This is a genomic window from Streptomyces sp. NPDC051636, assembly GCF_044453765.1.
Classification (GTDB): domain Bacteria; phylum Actinomycetota; class Actinomycetes; order Streptomycetales; family Streptomycetaceae; genus Streptomyces.
Genome location: NZ_JBITDA010000012.1, coordinates 156,616 through 174,373, shown reverse-complemented (window position 1 = coordinate 174,373; position 17,758 = coordinate 156,616). Strand labels below are relative to the sequence as shown.

Annotated in this window: 15 protein-coding genes; 7 read left to right on the top strand and 8 right to left on the bottom strand. The window is 72.3% G+C overall.

Annotation, left to right across the window (positions count from 1 at the left end; genetic code table 11):
* Positions 1–167: 167 nt before the first annotated feature.
* Both ACIBBH_RS22310 and ACIBBH_RS22305 read left to right on the top strand, forming a co-directional pair.
* On the top strand, positions 168–3,701 hold the full coding sequence (locus tag ACIBBH_RS22310; RefSeq protein WP_399407145.1) for a DNA polymerase III subunit alpha: 3,534 nt from the start codon (positions 168–170) through the stop codon (positions 3,699–3,701).
* Positions 3,698–4,672: a DNA polymerase thumb domain-containing protein gene (locus tag ACIBBH_RS22305; protein WP_399407143.1), complete on the top strand. Its 975-nt coding sequence runs from the start codon at positions 3,698–3,700 to the stop codon at positions 4,670–4,672. Before ACIBBH_RS22310 ends, ACIBBH_RS22305 begins: the two co-directional genes overlap by 4 nt.
* A 17-nt stretch (positions 4,673–4,689) precedes the next feature.
* Here ACIBBH_RS22305 and ACIBBH_RS22300 read toward each other — a convergent pair whose 3' ends face one another.
* Positions 4,690–5,064 (bottom strand): cupin domain-containing protein, encoded by a 375-nt coding sequence (locus ACIBBH_RS22300; RefSeq protein ID WP_399407141.1) that lies wholly within the window; start codon positions 5,062–5,064, stop codon positions 4,690–4,692.
* Between the two features lie 108 nt (positions 5,065–5,172).
* On the opposite strand from ACIBBH_RS22300, the gene ACIBBH_RS22295 reads away from it, so the two are divergent.
* Positions 5,173–5,619 carry a MarR family winged helix-turn-helix transcriptional regulator gene (locus ACIBBH_RS22295; RefSeq protein WP_399407139.1) on the top strand — a complete coding sequence of 149 codons (447 nt, stop codon included), beginning with the start codon at positions 5,173–5,175 and terminating at the stop codon, positions 5,617–5,619.
* 170 nt (positions 5,620–5,789) lie between these two features.
* Entirely contained in the window at positions 5,790–6,659 is an 870-nt protein-coding gene (locus ACIBBH_RS22290) for an esterase/lipase family protein (RefSeq protein WP_399407137.1), read from the top strand.
* Between the two features lie 208 nt (positions 6,660–6,867).
* Here the strand turns inward: ACIBBH_RS22290 and ACIBBH_RS22285 are convergent, their stop codons facing one another.
* On the bottom strand, positions 6,868–7,002 hold the full coding sequence (locus ACIBBH_RS22285; protein ID WP_399407135.1) for a hypothetical protein: 135 nt from the start codon (positions 7,000–7,002) through the stop codon (positions 6,868–6,870).
* Between the two features lie 158 nt (positions 7,003–7,160).
* Here ACIBBH_RS22285 and ACIBBH_RS22280 point away from each other — a divergent pair, with 158 nt between their 5' ends.
* A complete protein-coding gene (locus tag ACIBBH_RS22280; protein WP_399407133.1) occupies positions 7,161–7,754 on the top strand; it encodes a class I SAM-dependent methyltransferase in 594 nt (197 codons plus the stop codon).
* 22 nt (positions 7,755–7,776) lie between these two features.
* Here ACIBBH_RS22280 and ACIBBH_RS22275 read toward each other — a convergent pair whose 3' ends face one another.
* Complete coding sequence (locus ACIBBH_RS22275; protein WP_399407131.1) at positions 7,777–8,277, bottom strand: DUF402 domain-containing protein; 501 nt, start codon at positions 8,275–8,277, stop codon at positions 7,777–7,779.
* On the bottom strand, positions 8,258–9,187 hold the full coding sequence (locus ACIBBH_RS22270) for a GNAT family N-acetyltransferase (protein ID WP_399407129.1): 930 nt from the start codon (positions 9,185–9,187) through the stop codon (positions 8,258–8,260). Before ACIBBH_RS22270 ends, ACIBBH_RS22275 begins: the two co-directional genes overlap by 20 nt.
* A 70-nt stretch (positions 9,188–9,257) precedes the next feature.
* On the opposite strand from ACIBBH_RS22270, the gene ACIBBH_RS22265 reads away from it, so the two are divergent.
* Positions 9,258–9,629, top strand: a complete 372-nt coding sequence (locus ACIBBH_RS22265) for a GntR family transcriptional regulator (protein WP_399407127.1) — start codon at positions 9,258–9,260, stop codon at positions 9,627–9,629.
* Positions 9,630–9,660: 31 nt separating this feature from the next.
* Here the strand turns inward: ACIBBH_RS22265 and ACIBBH_RS22260 are convergent, their stop codons facing one another.
* Positions 9,661–10,437 (bottom strand): DUF72 domain-containing protein, encoded by a 777-nt coding sequence (locus tag ACIBBH_RS22260; protein WP_399407125.1) that lies wholly within the window; start codon positions 10,435–10,437, stop codon positions 9,661–9,663.
* Between the two features lie 28 nt (positions 10,438–10,465).
* Entirely contained in the window at positions 10,466–11,575 is a 1,110-nt protein-coding gene (locus tag ACIBBH_RS22255; RefSeq protein ID WP_399407122.1) for a DUF5925 domain-containing protein, read from the bottom strand.
* Positions 11,576–11,706: 131 nt separating this feature from the next.
* On the opposite strand from ACIBBH_RS22255, the gene ACIBBH_RS22250 reads away from it, so the two are divergent.
* On the top strand, positions 11,707–13,137 hold the full coding sequence (locus ACIBBH_RS22250) for a xylan 1,4-beta-xylosidase (protein ID WP_399407120.1): 1,431 nt from the start codon (positions 11,707–11,709) through the stop codon (positions 13,135–13,137).
* Positions 13,138–13,158: 21 nt separating this feature from the next.
* Here ACIBBH_RS22250 and ACIBBH_RS22245 read toward each other — a convergent pair whose 3' ends face one another.
* Together ACIBBH_RS22245 and ACIBBH_RS22240 are read right to left on the bottom strand one after the other, a co-directional pair.
* Entirely contained in the window at positions 13,159–16,896 is a 3,738-nt protein-coding gene (locus tag ACIBBH_RS22245; protein WP_399407118.1) for a lipopolysaccharide biosynthesis protein, read from the bottom strand.
* The gene (locus tag ACIBBH_RS22240) at positions 16,889–17,689 is read right to left on the bottom strand and encodes a polysaccharide deacetylase family protein (protein WP_399407116.1); all 801 of its coding nucleotides are present in this window, start codon (positions 17,687–17,689) and stop codon (positions 16,889–16,891) included. The genes ACIBBH_RS22245 and ACIBBH_RS22240 overlap by 8 nt, the downstream gene beginning before the upstream one ends.
* Between the last annotated feature and the right edge of the window lie 69 nt (positions 17,690–17,758).

The following is a 17,758-nucleotide window of genomic DNA, read 5'->3' as shown; positions in this document are numbered from 1 at the left end:
CGGCACGTCCCGCCCCTCGCGCGAGGGGCGGGACTTTCACGTTTGCGCAGGTGGGACGCGCCCGAACGCCTGTCGTACAGATGTTCGGGGATGGGGGTATGGTGGGGGTGCGAGTAGGGAACTGATGTTCGAGAGTCGGTCGGGGCTCACGAGTACGGGAGGTGCGTGTGCCGGGTTTCACGCATCTGCACACCGTCTCCGGGTTCTCCCTGCGCTACGGCGCCTCGCACCCCGAGCGGCTGGCCGAGCGCGCCTCCGAACGCGGCCTGGACGCCCTCGCCCTCACCGACCGCGACACCCTCGCCGGCACGGTCCGCTTCGCCAAGGCCTGCGCGAAGGCGGGCGTCCGCCCGCTGTTCGGCGCGGAGCTGGCGGTGGGGGAGCCGGAGGGGGCTGCGCGAGGGGACGTACGAGGGGGTGGCTCCGCAGTCCGCCGGGACGATGCCGTACAAGGCGAGGGCGATGGACATCGAGCCGGTGCCGTACGACGAGACGCGGCCGTCTCGACGGAACGGCGCCGTACCCCCGTCCGGGGTGGTGCCTTCATCGACGAGTCGACACCCCGCGTGACCTTCCTCGCCCGGGACGGGGCCCGCGGCTGGGCCGACCTGTGCCGGCTGGTCACCGCCGCCCACACCGCCGAGGGCACCCCGTTGCTGCCCTGGTCCGACAACCACGCCGACGGCCTGACCGTCCTGCTCGGGCCCGCCTCCGACGTCGGCCGCGCCCTCGCCGCGGGCCGCCCCGACCGGGCCGCGAAGCTCCTCGTGCCCTGGCGCGAGGCCTACGGCGACGCCCTGCGTCTGGAGGCCGTCTGGCACGGCCGCAAGGGAACCGGCCCCGGCTCCCTGCGCCTGGCCGCCCGCACCGTCGGCTTCGCCGCCGAGCAGCGGATCCGGCCCGTGCTCAGCAACGCCGTACGGTACGCCGACCCCGGCCAGGGCCCGGTCGCCGACGTCCTGGACGCCGCCCGCCGGCTGGTCCCCGTCGATCCCGCCAAGGAGCTGGACTCCGGCGAGGCCTGGCTGAAGGACGCGGAGGCGATGCTGCGCGTCGCCGAGCGGGTCGTGGAGGCCGCGGGCTACCGGCGCGACACCGCCCACCGCCTGCTGGAACAGACCCGGGCGACGGCGGCGGAGTGCCTGGTCGACCCCGAGGACGACCTCGGCATCGGCACCGTCCACTTCCCCGAACCGCACCTGGTCGGCGCCGGCCGCCGCACCGCCCAGCGGGCGCTGGCCTCGCGGGCGGCGGCGGGGATGGTGCTGCGCGGCTACTCCGGGAAGCGCGCGTACTGGGAGCGGATGCACCGGGAGCTGGACATCATCGCCCACCACGGGTTCGCTTCATACTTCCTGACGGTCGCTCAGGTCGTGGACGACGTACGGGACATGGGTGTCCGGGTCGCCGCCCGGGGCTCCGGCGCGGGCTGTCTCGTCAACCACCTGCTCGGCATCGCGCACGCCGATCCCGTCGAGCACGGGCTGCTGATGGAACGCTTCCTGTCGAAGGAGCGGGTCGTGCTGCCCGACATCGACATCGACGTGGAGTCCGCACGCCGTCTGGAGGTCTACCGGGCGATCATCGACCGGTTCGGCGCCGAGCGGGTCGCGACGGTCGCCATGCCGGAGACGTACCGGGTCCGGCACGCGATCCGGGACGTGGGCGCGGCCCTGTCCATGGATCCGGCCGAGATCGACCGCATCGCCAAGTCCTTCCCGCACATCCGGGCACGTGACGCGCGCGCGGCTCTGGAGGAGTTGCCCGAGCTGAGGGAGCTGGCGGGGGAGTACCAACGAGAAGGGGCGAGGTACGGCAGGCTCTGGGAGCTGGTCGAGGCCCTCGACGCCCTCCCGCGCGGAGTCGCCATGCACCCCTGTGGAGTGCTCCTTTCCGACGCCTCCCTCCTGACCCGTACGCCGGTCATGCCGACCAGCGGCGAGGGCTTCCCCATGTCGCAGTTCGACAAGGACGACGTGGAGGACCTCGGACTGCTCAAGCTGGACGTGCTGGGCGTGCGGATGCAGTCGGCGATGGCGCACGCGGTCGCGGAGGTGAAGCGGGCGACGGGCACCGAGGTCGACCTGGACGCCCTGCCGCCCGGCGACCCTGCGACGTACCGGCTGATCCGCTCAACCGAGACGCTGGGCTGCTTCCAGATCGAGTCGCCGGGCCAGCGGGACCTGGTGGGGCGGCTCCAGCCGGCCACTTTCCACGACCTGGTCGTCGACATCTCGCTGTTCCGGCCCGGTCCGGTCGCCGCCGACATGGTGCGGCCGTTCATCGAGGCCCGGCACGGGCGGGCGCCGATCCGCTGTCCGCATCCGGATCTGGAGCGGCCGCTGAGGGAGACCTACGGGGTCGTCGTCTTCCACGAGCAGATCATCGACATCGTCGACATCATGACCGGCTGCGGACGCGGCGAGGCGGACCGGGTGCGGCGCGGGCTGTCGGATCCGGAGTCGCAGGGGCGGATCAGGTTCTGGTTCGCGCAGCACGCGGCGGCGAACGGCTACGACGCGGAAACGATCCAGCGGACCTGGGAGATCATCGAGGCCTTCGGTTCCTACGGCTTCTGCAAGGCGCACGCGGTCGCCTTCGCCGTGCCCACGTACCAGTCGGCGTGGCTGAAGGCGCATCACCCGGCCGCCTTCTACGCGGGGCTGCTCACGCACGACCCCGGGATGTACCCGAAGCGGCTGCTGCTGGCGGACGCGCGGCGGCGCGGGGTGCCGATCCTGCCGTTGGACGTGAACGTGTCGGGGGTCGCACATCGGATCGAACTGGTGTCTGAATCTGACGGGGTGTGGGGGCTGCGCCTCGCCCTCTCCGACGTGCACGGCATCAGCGAGGCCGAGGCGAGGCGGATCGCCGACGGGCAGCCCTACGCCTCGCTGCTGGACTTCTGGGAGCGGGCCCGGCCCAGCCGGCCGCTCGCTCAAAGGCTGGCCCAGGTGGGTGCGTTGGACGCCTTCGGCGCCAACCGCCGCGACCTGCAACTGCACCTGTCCGAGCTGCACCGGGGCGCCCGGGGCGCGGGCGGCGGCCAACTCCCGCTCTCCGGCGGGCGGAAGACCGCCCCGGCCGGGCTGCCCGACCTCACCTCTCAGGAGCGGCTCAGCGCCGAGCTGGGCGTGCTGTCCATGGATGCCTCACGCAACCTGATGGACGACCACCGGGAGTTCCTGCGGGAGCTCGGCGTGGTCTCGGCGCGCCGGCTGCGCGAGGCCCAGCACGGCGAGACGGTACTGGTCGCGGGCGCCAAGGCGGCCACCCAGACCCCGCCGATCCGGTCCGGCAAGCGGGTCATCTTCACCACCCTGGACGACGGCACGGGCCTGGTCGATCTCGCCTTCTTCGACGACTCGCACGACGCGTGCGCGCACACCGTCTTCCACTCCTGGCTGCTGCTGGTACGCGGGGTGGTGCAGCGGCGCGGCCCGCGCAGCCTCAGCGTGGTGGGATCGGCCGCCTGGAACCTCGCCGAACTGGCTGAACTGCGCGCCGAGGGCGGCCTCGACGAGGTGGCGGCACGGCTGGCGGAGCCCGCGCCCCAGCGGCAGGGGGAATCGGCCGCGGGCCGGACGATCCGCATGCCCACGGGGTACGAGATGCACCCCTGGGCCGATCTGCGCCCCGCGGGCGAGAACCCGGCGGGTGGGAAGAAGTTGTGGCACCAGAGTCCGGGGAGTGCGGGATGACCATCCTCTGCGTACGTTTCCAGCTGCCGCCGATGTACGAGGTGACGTTTCCTGAGCTGCTCGGCCTCCTTGAGGAGTTCACCCCGGTCGTCGAGGCGCTGCCACCGGACGGAGCGCTGGCCGATCTGCGGGGCGCCGAGCGCTACTTCGGGCGCACCGCCGTCGAACTGGCGGCGGTGATCCGCGTCCGCGCCGTCGCGCTGTACGGCGTCGACTGCGTGACCGCGGCCGGTCCGGGCCCGCTGCTGGCCCGCATGGCCCTGCGCGACGCACGGCCGGGGGTGACCTGCGCGGTCCCCGAAGACCCGGCGGCCATCAGGGAGTTCCTCGCCGACCGCCCCGTGGCAGCGCTCCCCGGCGTCGGCACCGCCACCGCCCGCACCCTGTGCGAGTACGGTCTCGACACCCTCGGCCGGGTCGCCGCCGCGCCCCTGTCCACGCTCCGGCGCCTGGTGGGCGCGAAGACGGGCCGCGACCTGCACGAGAAGGCGAACGGCGTCGACCGCGGCCGAGTGGTCCCGAACGCGGTCTCCTGCTCCTTGGCCGCCGAACGCCCCTTCGTCCTCGACGAGTTGGACCCGGACCGCCACCGCAGGGCGCTCCTGTCCGCCGCCGAGGAACTCGGCGCCCGGCTGCGCGCCCTGGAGAGGGTCTGCCGCACCCTGACCCTCACCGTGCGCTACGCCGACCGCGCTTCGACCACCCGCAGCCGCACCCTCAGGGAGCCGACCGCGCACTCGGCGGTACTGACGAGGACGGCGTACGGCATGTACGAGGCCCTCGGCCTCCAGCGCGCCAGGGTCCGCGCCTTCACCCTGCGCGCCGAGGGCCTCTCCGCCGCCGACCAGGCCTCCTGCCAGCTCACCTTCGACCCCGTGGACGAGAAGGTCCGCCGCATCGAGGAGGTCGCGGACCGCGCGCGGGCGAAGTTCGGACCCCGGGCGGTGATGCCGGGGACGCTGGCCGCGTGACTCGTCCGCGTCCCGGCTCAGTTGGCCCACGGCGGCACGATGCGCGTGCCGTCGGCCAGCTCCGCCTCCAGGCCGACGGAGGTGGTGACCCAGGAGACCGCGGTGTGGTCGGTCGGGTTCTCGACGCCCAGGGTTGTTCCAGGGTTGACGATCACCGTGTCGCCCGCCGTGATCCGCTCGGTGCGGCCGTCGAGTGTGACCAGCAGTTCGCCGATGAGCAGGTGGAGGATCTCCTCGCGGTTGACGGTGTGGGCGGGGGCCGTGATCCCGGCCGGGAACTCGCCGCGCCAGGCGCACAGCTCCTTGCTGCCGGTGAGGGGGGTGGCGTACGAGACGAAGCGGGCGCCGTGGATCTCGTGGGTCTTGGCTTCGGACGAGCGGATGACGGGCATGGCCGGGCCTCCGGATGGGGCGGATCGGGATCAGATGGTCAAGCAGCTTGACTATATCTTCATAGTCAAGCTGCTTGACCGATTCGTCAAGGGTGTTTCAATGCCTCCGTGCAGAACACCGAAGCCATGGCCCTGTCCGCAGCCCTGCTCGCCGCCGCCGGCGAGCTCACACAACGCATCCATGACGGGGTCGCGGCCCGCGGGTTCGAGGGGCTGCGGCCCGCGCACGGCTTCGCCTTCGCGCGGCTCGCCCCGGACGGGGCGACGGTGACCGACCTCGCGGCTCACCTCGGGGTCACCAAGCAGGCCGCCAGTCAGCTCGTCGACGAGATCGTGCGCAAGGGGTACGCCGAACGGCGCCCGCACCCCGAGGACGCGCGCGCCCGGCTGATCGTGCTGACCGGGCGCGGCTGGGCCTGCACCCGCGCGGCGGAGGAGGCGGCGGCCGAGGCCGTGGGCGAGTGGGTCGAACTGCTGGGCGAGGGTGAAGTCCGCGTGTTGTGGGGGCTTTTGGGGCGTGTCGCTCCCTACGGTCCGATCAGGCCTGCCTGGTGAGGGTCCACTGACGGTCGAGCGAACCGCTGGTTATCACTGGAAGTTTTTACTGACACGCAACTTCACACTTCTGCTACTCATCCGTAACTTGACGAGTGAACAGCATCCCGTGATCCGGATCACAGGGCGTAAGGCCGTCGAACTCCCTTGAGCCGCAAGGAGATCACCCGATGCTGCCCTGGAAGAGAGTGCTCAGACCCCTGGCCGCGCTGCTCCTGACCGCCGCCGTCGTCACCGTCCCCGCCGCCACCGCCCACGCCTCCACCGCCACAGCGACCTCCGAAAGTGGCTGGAACGACTACTCGTGCAAGCCGTCCGCCGCCCACCCCCGCCCCGTCGTCCTGGTCCACGGCACGCTGGGGAACTCCGTCGACAACTGGCTGTCCCTCGCCCCGTACCTGAAGGACCGCGGGTACTGCGTCTACTCCCTCGACTACGGAAAGCTGTCCGGCGTCCCCCTCTTCTACGGCCTCGGCCCCATCGACAAGTCGGCGGAGCAACTCTCGGCCTACGTCGACAAGGTGCTCGCCGCGACCGGCGCCACCAAGGCCGACCTCGTCGGCCACTCGCAGGGCGGCATGATGCCCCGCTACTACCTGAAGTTCCTCGGCGGAGCCGCCAAGGTGAACGCCCTCGTCGGCATCGCCCCCGACAACCACGGCACCACGCTGAACGGCCTCACCAACCTGCTGCCGTACTTCCCCGGCGCCGAGGACCTGATCAAGGCCACCACCCCCGGCCTCGCAGACCAGATCGCCGGGTCCGCCTTCCTCGCCAAGCTCAACGCGGGCGGTGACACCGTCCCCGGCGTCCGCTACACGGTCGTCGCCACCAAGTACGACGAGGTGGCCACGCCCTGGCACGACCAGTACCTGAGCGGCTCGAACGTCACCAACGTCCTGCTGCAGGACCTGTGCCCGCTCGACCTCTCCGAACACGTCGCGATCGGGCTGTTCGACCGGATCGCCTTCCACGAGGTGGCCAACGCCCTCGACCCGGCGCACGCCACCGCCACCACCTGCGCGTCGGCGTTCAGCTGACCCTCGCCGGGGCCTGTCCGGCCTGAGCCGCCGTACAGGCCCCGGAAAATCCCGTGGGGAGTGATCCGAAGCTAGCCCCAAGAAAGCGGGAAATCGCCTGCTGAGGGCGGTCGGCGGAGAACCTTATGGTTGCGTTAAGGGAGTGCTCAGGCTGCGATCAGGTAGGTACCGTGCGGCTTGACCGGCGCGCCTCACCGGCCCCGGCGTCTCACCCGTCCGGCCACCAGGTGCGTGCGATGTCCTTGCGCACCTCGGGTCGCCCCGCAGGGTGCTCCTCGGCTTCCTCGCGGAGCCGGCGGGCGTCCGTCCTCTTCGGGGGCTTCTGCACGGTCATGCGGCGCATGGCTGCCTCCTTCGGTGCCTACCGGGCTCCGTGATGTCACGGGGTAGACCCTTTCGGGGAGAGTTCCTCATCGGTGCTGGTCTGTCAGTGGCGGCTGTCACGATTCGGTTGTCAGTGGCGGGTGTCACTCTTGGGGCATGGCAAACAGGAGTGATCGGGTGAACACGCTCCGTGTCGACTGGGACGCCGAGGCCGTCTCCTTCGACGGGGAGCCGGACCACGGGCTGCGCGACCCGGAGGTGCGCGCGGCCTGGGCGGCCAGGCTCGAGGGTTGGCTCCCCGACCGTGCCTGCGACGTCCTGGACCTCGGCTGCGGCACCGGCAGCCTGTCGCTGCTCGCCGCCGAGCGGGGGCACCGCGTCACCGGTGTCGACCTGTCCCCGCCGATGGCGGAGCAGGCCCGGGCCAAGCTGGCCGGGCGTGACGCGGTGGTCCTGGTCGGAGACGCGGCGGTCCCCCCGGTCGGTGAGCAGCGCTTCGACGTCGTGCTCGTACGGCACGTGCTGTGGACGCTGCCCGACCCGGCCCGCGCCCTGCGGCACTGGCGTGGGCTGCTGCGGCCGGGAGGACGGTTCGTGCTGGTGGAGGGGGTGTGGGGGACGGTCTCCCCGGTCGGTATGTCCGCCGACCGGGTCACTGGCCTGCTGGAGCCGCTTGCCGGGCACGTGCGCGTGGAGCGGCTGTCGGGTGACGCGCCGCTGTGGGGGAAGGCCGTGGACGACGAGCGGTACGCGGTGGTGGCGACGGTGTGAGCCCGACCCGACGGTGCCCGTGTCAGGACAGCAGGGCGCCGAAGCCGTCCCCGCGGGCCAGCGCCTCCAGTTCGTCGAGTGCGGACACGGCGGCAGCGGCGGCCTCCGGGTCCGTCCGTGCTAGGCCGCTCTCGGCGAACTCGTCCTCGTCCAGCCGTCGTACGTCGTGGCCGTCGGCGGAGCGCCACAGGTCCAGGTCGAGGTCCTCGACGACCAGTTCCGTGCCGGTCAGGACCGCCGGACGGGTGATGTCGCAGTACCAGCCCTTGACCGCACCGTCCGCGGCGCGGACCTCCTTCACCGCGTACCAGCGGTCCCGCCAGTAGTACTCGGTGAAGACGTCGCCCGGCTCGAAGCGTACGAAGCCGAAGTCGCGGACGCCGGCGCCCGCCCAGGGGGCCCGGACGGTGACGCGGGTGCCGTTGTCCTCCATGAGCATGCTCTTGTACCGGATCTTCGTGCGGCCGGCCTTGGTCAGGACGACCTCCACCTGGCCCCGGGCCTCAGCCGATTTCGCGGACATGGCGCACCTCCGTCGCGCAGATATCGTACCCGAGCCACTTGTTGATCGCGATCATGGGTTCGTTGCCCGCGTCGTTGCCCGTGAAGGCCTCGGTGCAGCCGGCGGCGCGGGCGCGGTGCAGGGAGTGGAGCTTGGCCAGCTTGGCCAGGCCGCGGCCGCGGTAGGCGCGGGCGGTGCCGGTCATCGCGGTGGAGTATCGGGTGCCGCCGTCCGTGTAGGCCACACTGAAGGCGGCCGGGCGGCCGTCGACGACCGCGGCCACGGTCAGGTCGCGGTCCAGCAGCGGATGCTCCCAGTACTGCTCGACCCAGGCCTCGTAGTCCGTGAGCGCGGAGCCGGTGTCGCTCGGTTCGTCCGCCGTCGTCTCCGCGTCCAGTTCGAACAGCGGGCGCGGGTCGTCCGCGAAGTCGGCGGCGGTGCGCAGCTCGACGCCCGGCGGCGGGTCCTGGAGCGGCGGAAGGGCGCTGTGCGCCAGGTCCAGCCGCAGGAAGTGCGCCGAACGCCTCCTTGTGTAGCCGTGCCGCTCGGCGAAGGCACGGTTGCCCGGCTCGTCGAGGATCCAGGAGAACAGCTTGGTCGCACCCCGGGCCACCAGGTACTCCTCGGCGGCCCGCACCAGGAGCCGGCCGGCACCGCGGTGGGTCCGGTCCGGACGCACGTAGATGTTGAGGAAGCCCTGTCCCGGCTCGGGGCTCTCCTGGACCAGGCCGACCTGGGCCGTGCCGATCACCTCGCCGTCCTCCTCCGCGACGAGCGACCGGAAATGGGCGTCGGGGTGGGTGTGGGTGACGGCGTGGCGGACGGCTTCCGCGGTGAACAGGATGTACGGAAGGGCGAGCCGGCGAACCCGGGCGAAGCCCTCGGTGTCGGCCTGTACTTCGACGCGCAGGTCGCGCACGATCACGGTCATGGGGCCGCACGCTATGCGGGACCGCGCCCGGATGCCTCTCATTTTCCGGCGGGTGCGGGACAATCGGCCCGTGACCTTGAAGATCCACATCGACGACAGCGCGCCGCCGTACGAGCAGGTGCGGGCGCGGATTTCCGAGCAGGCCCGGTCCGGCGAGCTGCCGGTGGGGTACCGGCTGCCGACGGTGCGGGGGCTGGCCGAGTCGCTGGGGCTCGCGGTGAACACGGTGGCCAAGGCGTACCGGGCGCTGGAGACGGACGGGGTGATCGAGACGCGGGGCCGCAACGGGACGTTCGTGGCTGCCGCGGGCTCGGCGGCGGTGCGGGAAGCGGCGGCTGCCGCTCAGGCCTACGTGGAGCGGGTCCGGCGGCTCGGGCTGGACGAGGCCGCGGCGCTCGCCGCCGTGCGGGATGCCCTGCGGGCGGCTTACGGGGAGGGGTGAGGAGGGGACGTGGCGGAGGGGGCTGAGGAGTTCAGCGCCGACTCTGCGTCAGCTGACCCGGCGTGCGCGTCACCGTCAGCCCCGCCCTCTTCGCCACCCTCCCGAAGGCCACCGCGTCCGCCACCGCCGCGCCCCCCGGGTCGTTGTTGAAGTACGCGTACACGTCGAGGGCGTCGGACCAGGTGGTCGCGATGCGGTCGGCCCACGTCTCCAGAGAGCGCCGGCCGTAGCGCGGCCAGGGCTGGGCACGGCCCTGGTGGAAGCGGACGTACCCCCAGTCGGCGGTGCGCCAGAGCGGGGTCACCGGGCGGGCGAGGACGTCGGCCCAGCACAGGGCGGCGCCCCGGGACTCCAGTACCCGGCGGACCGCAGGCGTCCACCAGGAGTCGTGGCGGGGCTCGACCGCGATCCGGGTGCCGGCGGGGAAGCGGGCGAGGCAGGCGTCCAGCAGGGCCGGGTCGGCGCGCAGGGTCGGCGGGAGCTGGAGGAGGACCGGGCCCAGGCGGTCTCCGAGGCCCGCCGCGTGGGACATCAGGCGGTGCACCGGTTCCTCGGGGTCCTTCAGGCGCTTGATGTGGGTCAGGTACCGGCTGGCCTTGACCGCGACCACGAAGTCCGGGGGCACGCGGTCGCGCCAGGACTCGAAGGTCTCCCGGGACGGCAGCCGGTAGAACGCGTTGTTGATCTCCACGGTGGCGAAGAGCCGCGTGTACTCCTCCAGCCACAGCCGCGTCGGAGTCCCGGTGGGGTACACGAGGTCCCGCCAGTCCTTGTACTGCCACCCCGAAGTCCCGACGAACAGGGTCATACGACCATCAAAGCACCTGAACCGCGCGCTACAGATACAGCCCCGCGTCCGCCCCGTCCCGCGCCCCCGGTACCGACGTCGGCGACGTGCCCCGGCGCAGCGCGTACAGCTCCGCCAGCGTCGCCCCGTCCCGGCCCACGGCACCCTCCCGGTCGGGGACCTCGCTGCCCAGCCAGGCCACCGCCTCCGGCCGGGTCAGCCTGCCGACCTCGATGCGGGCCAGGCAGCGGCCGGGGCGGACCACGGCGGGGTGCAGCCGTTCCAGGTCCTCGTTGGTGGTGACGCCGACCAGGACGTTGCGGCCCTGGCCGAGCAGGCCGTCGGTGAGGTTCAGCAGACGCGACAGGGCCTGCCCGGCGGTGTGCTTGGCCTCGCCGCGGATCAGCTCGTCGCAGTCCTCCAGCAGAAGCAGCCGCCAGCGGCCCTTGCCCGCCGCGTCCTCCTCGCCGATCGCGATGTCCATCAGATAGCCGACGTCGGAGAAGAGCCGCTCCGGGTCCAGCACGCAGTCCACCTGGCACCAGTCCCGCCACGAGCGGGCCAGCGTGCGCAGCGCCGAGGTCTTGCCGGTGCCTGGCGGGCCGTGGAGCAGCAGCAGGCGGCCCGCGATGTCCTCGGGGGTGGTCTTCATCAGGCGGTCCATCGCATCCGCCACCGGCGCCGTGTAGTTGGCGCGGATCTCCTCCCACGTACCCGCGGAGATCTGGCGGGTGGTGCGGTGCGGGCCGCGCCTGGGGGAGACGTACCAGAAGCCCATCGTCACGTTCTCCGGCTGCGGCTCCGGTTCGTCGGCCGCGCCGTCCGTGGCTTCGTTCAGCACCTTCGCCGCCAGCTCGGCGGTGGTCGCGGTCACCGTGACGTCCGCGCCCCGGTTCCAGCGGGAGACCAGCAGGGTCCAGCCGTCGCCCTCGGCGAGCGTCGCGCTGCGGTCGTCGTCGCGGGCGACGCGCAGCACGCGGGCGTCGCGCGGCAGCAGGGTCACGCCGGAGCGCACACGGTCGATGCTGGCCGCGTGCGCGTACGGCTGCTCGCCCGTCGCGAAGCGGCCGAGGAACAGCGCGTCGACGACGTCGGACGGCGAGTCGGAGTCGTCGACGTTGAGCCGGATCGGCAGAGCGTCGTGTGGGTTCGCAGACATGCCGCCATGATCCGGCACGCGACCGCCCCACGCACCCGGTTTCCGCCGTGCCGCACCCTCCGTCCTGTTGCACAGCAGTGCTCTGCGGATATCTCCCCCAAGGAGGATTTGCACCCCTACTGTTGTCCTTGATGGGACGTCATGGGTGGAAAACGGGGGCTCGGCGGTGGCGGCTCACCGCCCTGCTCGGTGTGGGTGCGGCAGCTCTGGCCCTGGTGGTGACCCTGATCAACACGCTCCCCGGCAGCGGCAGCACCGCGGGGACCTCGCGCGACGGGGACCGGGTGCACGGCACGCCGGCCACCCCGGCCGAGCGGCCCCGACCGTACGTGGGCTGGGGCTTCACCCACACCCAGTACAGCGCCGACGAGAGCAGCGCGACGGCCACCGGGCGTGTAGAGGCGCTGCTCACGAGGAACGGCGGGCTGCCGCAGAACCAGCACATCATGGGCTGGGGTGCCGACAACCCCGAGCCCGTCGAGGGCCGTTACGACTTCGCGGCGATGGACCGGCGCATCGACTTCGTCCGCGCCTCCGGCGGCACCCCGGTGATCACGCTGTGCTGCTCCCCGGACTGGATGAAGGGCGGCCGGGCCGGCGCCGACAACACCGACTGGAGCCAGGCCGCCCTGGAGACCGCCCCGACGCCCGCCCACTACCAGGACTTCGCCGACCTCGCCGCGACGGTCGCGAGGCGCTATCCGGACGTACGCCACTTCATCGTCTGGAACGAGTTCAAGGGTTTCTGGAACAACGCCGAGGGCCGCTGGGACTACGAGGGGTACACCCGGCTGTACAACCTGGTCCACAAGGCGTTGAAGAAGGTGAACGAGGACATCATGGTCGGCGGCCCGTACCTCGTCATGGACAGCGTCGACCCCCGCCAGAAGGAGAACGCCTCCACCACCCTCAAGGGCCCCTGGGGCGCCTTGGACCAGCGGGTCCTGGACGCCTTCGGTTACTGGAACGCGCACAAGGCGGGCGCCGACTTCGTGGTCGTCGACGGCTCCAGCTACACCAAGGACGACGACCTGCTGCCCGACGAGTTCGCGGCCACCGACAAACTCACGGCCGTGAGCGAGTGGGTGCGCCGGCAGACCCACGACCTGCCACTGTGGTGGGCCGAGTACTACGTCGAGCCCGCCGACGGCAACGACGACCGCAAGGCCTGGTCCGAGCCGCACCGCGTCGCCGTCCAGGCCACCGGAATGATCGCCATGGCCAGGGGCGGCGCCGGCTCCGGCTTCTACTGGAACCCGGAGGAGGAGAAGGGCACCGACTGCCCCGGCTGTCTGTGGACGCCGACCGGCAGCGCGCGCGGGGGCGCGGAACTGCCCATGTACGACCTGGTCGTGCGGTTCGGTCGCGCCTTCCCGCCGGGCACGCGGTACGAGACCGTGTCCGTCGCCCCGGACGACGTCCCCAACGTGCGTGTCCTCGCCACCGACAAGACGGTCCTGGTGGTCAACACCCTCGGCCGGCCGATCAGCGCGAAGGTCGACGGCAGGCGGTTCGAGATGAAGGCGTACGAGGTGAGGTGGCTCGACCGCCGAGACCGGTGAGCCACCCCCCTCCGTGGCGGATCACTTCATCGTCGCGAACCGCTGCACCAGCGAGGCCAGCAGCACCGCCAGCAGCGGCAGCGAGAACCAGAAACTGCCCTGCAGCCGGCGCAGTTGACGCACGCTGGGCCGCGCCGCGACCCGGACCACCTCGCGCGCGGTGAGCAGCAGGACCAGCGCGACGGCGGCGAGCGCGCCGACCACCGACCACGGGGTCCAGGTCACCTGCGGCCCGATCGGCCCCGGATCCGGCTTCGGCACCTTGCCCGCGGGCTGCTTGCGCAGCGCGTACAGGGTCACGTCGTCGTCGGACAGGACCCGCGTCAGCTCCTGCCGGTTGTCCAGGTTCCGGATCAGCCGGGACTCCCAGGCCGCCGGGTAGCCCACGTCCATCCGGAGGTACGTGACCTGGCTCCTGTTGATCATCAGGTACGAGTTCGGCCCCGCGTCCTTGAGCGCCTTGACCAGGCCCGACACCAGCACCGGGTCGGTCGGCGCGAGCGTCGGCACGTAGTTCACGCGCTCCATGTCCTGCGCGCCCCACGGCATGGCCGGGGTCACGTTGTTCACCGTGTCGTTGCTCAGCCACAGCAGGCGCAGCGTCGGCCTGTCGTGGGCGTACACGTAGTCCATGGCGGCGACCTCGCCGGGCCTGATCCGCTCGAAGGGCTCGTTGCCCCACCGGGCCACCAGGAAGCCGCCCATGAGCAGCAGGCCCGCCACGAGCGCGGCCAGCGGGGCCAGGGTGACGCGGTCCTTCTCGCGCTCCTTCGCGGTGACGCCGGTGCGCGGGAAGAGGGCGAGTCCGGCCAGCAGGCCGGCGCCGGGCAGGGCGAACATGAAGACGCGCAGGGCCATCTCGCCGCCGTAGGACTGCATGCCGAAGCCCAGGAACGGCACGAAGGTGAGCACCAGCAGCGACCGCTCGCGGTACTTGCCGGCGCGCCGCCGCCACCAGCCCCAGCAGGCGGACACCATCACCCCGCCGGCCAGCAGCACCCGCGTGTACAGCACCAGCTTGTGCGTGGAGTCGCCGCCCTGGATGCGGCCGGATACGGACGTCGACACGTTGCTGCCGACGCCGCCGACCCCGCCGAACAGTTCGTCGAAGTGCCCGGACCAGTACGGCTCGGCCATGAAGCCCACCCACACCGCGACCAGCACCGCGAACAGGATGGGCAGGCCGCGCAGTTCGGATCTGCCGATCAGCACCAGCGCCGCGAGCACGCCCAGCATCACGAACGGGGTGAGCTGGTGCGCCGGGACGCTCGTCGCGTACAGGCCGATCAGCACCATGAGCAGCACGGCCCGTTGCCGCCGGTCGGCCGGCTCGACCTCCGCCTCGCCGGGACGGTACCGGCCCCACAGCAGGCGCGGCGCGCGGAACCAGACCAGCAGGATCGCCACGAAGACCAGGTACAGCAAGTACGTGAAGCCCTGCGGGGAGAAGTAGTCCTGGCCGACCCAGCCGCCCAGCACGAAGATCCATACGCCGGTCCACTTGGCCCGCCAGCTCGCCCGCAGGGAGCGGGTCAGCAGGAACATCGGCGCCAGGTACGCGAGTTGGATGGCGGTCGGCCACCAGCGGATGACCCCGGTGAAGTCGTTGATCCCGCAGGCCCTGGCGACGAACGCGGCCACCGCGAAGAAGCCCGGCCAGCTCCAGCGCGCGTCCAGGTCCGGTACGGCGGACCCGGTCCGGTCGATGTAGTCGATGAACCCGAGGTGCTGCCAGGCCGTCGCGAACCGCGGCTCGGTCTCGATCACGGCGGGCAGCGCGTGCAGCGACACCACCGTCGCCAGCAGCGTCGCCAGCAGCAGCGTCCGGTGCTCGCGGCCCAGCCACAGCAGCGAGGCGAACACCGCGATCAGCAGCGCCGCCCCGGCCAGCGTCGGCAGCGGGAGCACGGAGAACAGGCCGAGCCCGCCCATCTCGTCGAGGTCCGCCTCGCCGAGCCGCAGCGCGGGCACCCAGTACAGCAGGAGCGCGGCGATCAGCAGACAGCCCAGCACGACACCGGGGCGGGTGGGCAGGAGGCGTGCCGCCGGTTTCGGGAGGGCCTCCTCCCGTGCGGTCGCCTCGAACGGCGCGTCCGCCTCCGCCTCCCCGGGCAGCGAGGAGTCGGCGGGTCCCAGCGACGCCTCCGCGCCCGGCTCCCTCGCCGGCTCCCGGCTCAGCGCCCAGGCCGGCCGGTGGCCGGCGCGCACCACGGGCGTGCCCGTGGGCGGGGTGCCCGGTCCGGGGCGCACGTCGGGACGGCGCTCCTGGTGGTCGAAGTCGACGTGGATGCCGAGGGCGAGGGTGTCGCCGTCCAGCGCCCAGGCCGGTCCCCGCCTGCGCGGTCCGGCGGTGGCGGGGACCTCGCGCGCCCCCAGGTCGGCGAGGTCCCCGTCCGGCGCCGCCGCCTCGGGAACCGGGGCCGGGGCGGCTGTGACGGTCTTCCACAGCTTCGGCGCGGCGATGGCCACGATCACCGCGAGGCTGGATATCTCGGCGACACCCGCGCCGGTCAGGCCCATGCGGGGGAGCAGCAGCAGCGTCAGGCCGAGCACCAGCACGCACAAGAGGCCCTGCAGCCAGGCGAGTCCGGCGGTGCGGCTCTGTGCGCGCAGTACCGCGAAGTACGTCTCCATCACCACGCGCAGCAGCGCGCCGGCCGCCAACCAGCGCAGCAGCGGGGTCGCCGCGTGCGCGTAGCCGGCGCCGAAGACGCCGAGGATCCACGGCGCCCCGAGGAACAGCAGTCCGCAGATCGGCAGCATGATCCGCGCCATCCGCTTCAGCGCCGCCCGGGTGTCGGCGGCCAGCCGCCCCGGCTCGTGCGAACCCTCGACGGTGAGGGACGCGCCCATGTTGATGGCGAGCAGGTTGACCGTGCCGCCGATGGTGGTGGTGATGTAGAAGTAGGCGTTGTCCTCGGAGCTGACCCGGGCGGCGATGATCACCGGGACCAGGTAGACCACGGCCAGGGAGAACAGCGAGCCGGTGTAGTCCCCGGCGAGGAACCTGCCGATCTCCTTCAGCGTGGGCGGCCGGGTGTGCTCCTCGGTCGCCTTGATGTGCCGGGGGACCAGCTTGCGGAACACCAGCACGCCGAGCGGCACCACGGAGGTGCCGATCGCCAGCACCCAGGAGACGAAGACGCCGGTCGTGGGCATGGTGGCGGCGAGGCCGACCAGGAGCGTCAGCTTCACCGCGGAGAACACCGTGTTGCCGACCGGCACCCAGGGCGCGCTGCGCAGCCCGGTCAGCACCCCGTCCTGCAGGGTGAGCAGGTTCCAGGCGGCGATGGCCATGATGAAGCCCAGGCCTTTGACGGAGCCGTGCAGGAACCGGTACGACGGCCCCCACGTGTCCAGGGTCAGCAGGAAGACCCCCGCCGCGAACGCCACGACGACCGAACTCGCCATGTAGGTACGGGCGATGAGGCGTCCGGTGGAGCGCCCCGCCACCGGGATGAACCGGGCCAGGGCGCCGGTCAGGGTCACCGCGGTCAGCCCCGCGAGGAGCTTCATCGCGGCGATCGCGGCCGAGCCCTGGCCCACCGCGGACTCGGAGTAGTAGCGGGCGGCCAGCAGCCAGTAGCCCAGGCCCAGCACCGCGGAGATGCCGGTGTTGAGCATCAGCGCGTAGGCGTTGCGGAACAGCTGGTTGCCGCCGGGGGACCGGCCGCGCGCGGGCAGGCGGAGACGGCGCCCCGGCTGCTCGGGCGCCTCGGTCCCAGGAGATGCGGCCTCGGTGGTGGTCGTGTCAGACACGGGAACGGATGGCCTTCCGGCGGACCTGGCGGGCTCTGCGGACAACGGCGTACCCCTTGGTGAGGGCACGGTCCCGGGCGAAGGCGCGGGCGATGGAACGGCCTTCGAGCAGCCGCGCGAACTCCTCCGCGTCCGTGCCGCGGCGCACGGTGACGCGCCGCAACGCGTACGGCCCCTGACGGCGGCGGGCGAGCGCGTTGCCCACGGCGAGCGCCTGGGCGAACCCGGCCGCGCGCACGGCCCGGCGCACCCGGCGGCTGGAGTGGCCGTAGGGGTACGCGAAGGAGGCGGGCAGGCCGCCCAGTTCGTCGGCGACGATCTCCTTGCAGCGCGTGAGCTCGGACCGCAGCGAGTCGTCGTCGAGCTGGTCGAGCTGCGGGTGGGTGTGGCTGTGGCCGCCGACCTCGAGGCCCGCGCCCGCCAGGTCCCGCACCTGGTCCCAGTCGAGCATGGTGTCCAGGCCGCCCCCGGTGTCGTACGCGCCGCGGATCCAGCCCGTCGAGACGAACAGTGTGGCCGCGAAGCCGTGCTCGGCGAGCACGGGCAGGGCGTGCCGGTGCACGCCCTCGTAGCCGTCGTCGAAGGTGATCAGGACCGGACGCCCGGGCAGCGGCCGATCCGACCGCCAACTCGCCGCCAGCTCCGCCGTGCTGACCGGGGTGAGACCGAGGTCGCCGATCATCGCCATCTGCTCCGCGAACGCCTGCGGGTCGACCGACAGGGCACGGGTGGCGTCGTTGGGCGCGGTCGCCACCGAGTGGTACATCAGGATCGGCACGGGCGCGTCAGTCATGCGTCGCCTCCTCTGCCGGCTCGACCGGTACGGGCGCCTCGGGCAGGGCCTCCCGCTCGGCCTCCGCCA